Source organism: Prevotella sp. MGM2, assembly GCF_002933955.1.
Lineage (GTDB): Bacteria > Bacteroidota > Bacteroidia > Bacteroidales > Bacteroidaceae > Alloprevotella.
Genome location: NZ_BEWW01000269.1, coordinates 1 through 2,172 on the forward strand (window position 1 = coordinate 1; position 2,172 = coordinate 2,172).

Annotated in this window: 1 protein-coding gene and 1 pseudogene; both read right to left on the minus strand. The window is 43.0% G+C overall.

Features of this window, described 5'->3' with window-relative positions:
* Positions 1-697: pseudogene (locus C5S62_RS06910) on the minus strand (hypothetical protein); the annotation flags it as partial.
* Positions 698-709: 12 nt separating this feature from the next.
* Positions 710-2,146 (minus strand): tyrosine-type recombinase/integrase, encoded by a 1,437-nt coding sequence (locus C5S62_RS06915; RefSeq protein ID WP_104404661.1) that lies wholly within the window; start codon positions 2,144-2,146, stop codon positions 710-712.
* Between the last annotated feature and the right edge of the window lie 26 nt (positions 2,147-2,172).

Consider the following 2,172-nt stretch of genomic DNA (forward strand, 5'->3'; position numbering starts at 1 on the left):
TCAAATCCCGCGTGCCCGAGGGGGTCAAACTCACGCGCCTTTTCCACATGCAATAAGCCAAGTCCTCTTTCTTTTCCATTACACGGTCATAGAGATTAGCCATGAACCCGCTAATGAACACCGCATAAGAGAGGAAAATAATTTGAGAGATATAGGTCAGGAACTGATAAACCATTTTTCTTTCCAGTTTGCTCAACAGATAACATCCTTTGCTGTTTCTCATGAACATATCTAATTGCCCAATCAAGTAGGACCTTAACTCCTGCGGCAGACGATTCCATATTTCAATAGGCGTTTCAGAATGAACCATCAGCAGCTCTGACTTTGGCGATGTAAGCAGTTCTATTGTCCCCATTTTGATATTGACACCTATCCACAAACGCTTGTTGGTGATACATTGGGCAATGGTCTCGGTATATTGACCAGCCCATTGTTGGTTCGTGATGGCTGTTACATCCTTGCTGTTCACAAAATCAGAGAGCCAGTTATACATCATCAGGGCTTCGGGTGGAACGCAGTCACGCATCATCAGATACATATCTATCAGAACAGATATATCGCCTTTAGCCACAGCATCCATGCGCTTACAAAAGTTGGCATACACTTCCTCATTGGCCGATTTCCATGCACGTATAGCCATATCAGCAGTATCCTTTCTTTTGGAATAGGATTTTATCCTTTCTATGAAGTTTATCATCAGCATTACGGATTAAGGTTGTCTGAACAGTTTGAGCAATTCTTCTGTGGACATACTCGCCAACTTCGCCAATAGGACATCCCTTTCAGAAGAATTCTCCAAGTTTAACAACTTCGAATTGTTCTGTATCTGTATATCAAGAGGATAATGCTCAATGTAGATTTGGGTAATGGCATGATCAGAAGTTGAATGCCCCATGCTTTCAGAGATATAATCCATATCCACTCCGGCATTATGTAGATTAGTAGCAAACGAGTGTCGGCACCATGTGCCGGACGGACAGATGGACTTGTCCCAATTCAATGCCTCATGGCAAATCTTAATGACGCGGTCTTTCACGTTTGAGTTCTCTTGCATAGTGTATTTGCGGCGTAACCCTTCCGTTTCCGCTCCTTTTAATATATCGGGGAACACAAAACCGTCCCGAGTCGGAGGTGCGGCTATCTCATCCAAGATATATCGTAAGGGAAGGATGATAGGGACTATTACCTCTGAGCCGTCAGCACTCCGTCGGGATGTTTTCTTTCGATTGAAGCGGAAAGCTTTGCCATTTGTCTGATAATAATAACTATTATAGGTCAAGCGGCCTGCATCAGCCATGTTGAAACCGTTACATAAGTATTGAGCAAGAAATAATCCCAATGAATAATGCGCACGTTGCACATATTCTTCCGACCAATGTTCTGGATACTTCTTTGATACGAAAAGGTTGTATAGTTCCGTCATCTGATTTACGTTCAAGAAGCTCTGCTTGCGCTTTGCACTCTTTGGAATGCTCACAAGTCCTTTCTCTTTTTTGTTGGAAAAAGGATAGGGAACATCTTTGAGGTAGCCCTCATGTACACACCTGTTCCATACGGCACGGCAACAACGCAAATAGATACCGGCCGTAGTGTCACTGATTTTTCCGACAATCGCACCATTTTCGTCTTTTACTCCATTGTGCATACCATCCTTCCACTTCTGAAGTTCTGCCGCACAGATACAGAAGCCCTTAATTGCATTTTCTCCAAGAATCTTTCTGAATGATTTGAGAGAACACTCATAACTCTCTGCCGTGGTGAAACGTGCTCCTCCGTCTTCTGTACGCAACTCGTGAATGATTTGCTCCCATATACTAATAAAGGATTGTGATTGGGTTGTGTCCTCTTTAGATAGCACCACTTCTTCACCCATGATACATTGACGTACCATCTCAAATGTCAGGATGCCGCCTTTGTTCAGATTCATCAAGATTTCTTTGTACTTAGGGGCAACGGTATCTTTCCACTCCTTCTGAAGTTTGTAGTTCTCGCTTTTACATTTCGTCGCATTGCAGATGTCCGAGAACTTTTTCTCAGTAAAAGAACTTCCAACTGTAAAGTAGAAGAACTTGCGGTCTATCGTGAAGCGTAGGGATAAAGGGAACTCATACGCATTTTTCCGGGTCAAGCCGAAAACACGGTGCATGAATTTTGAGAAAAGTGTTAAATTTG

Excerpts from the sequence above, each read along its gene's own strand:
- C5S62_RS06915 (WP_104404661.1), bottom strand. The coding sequence starts at position 2,146 with ATGCACCGTGTTTTCGGCTTGACCCGGAAAAATGCGTATGAGTTCCCT.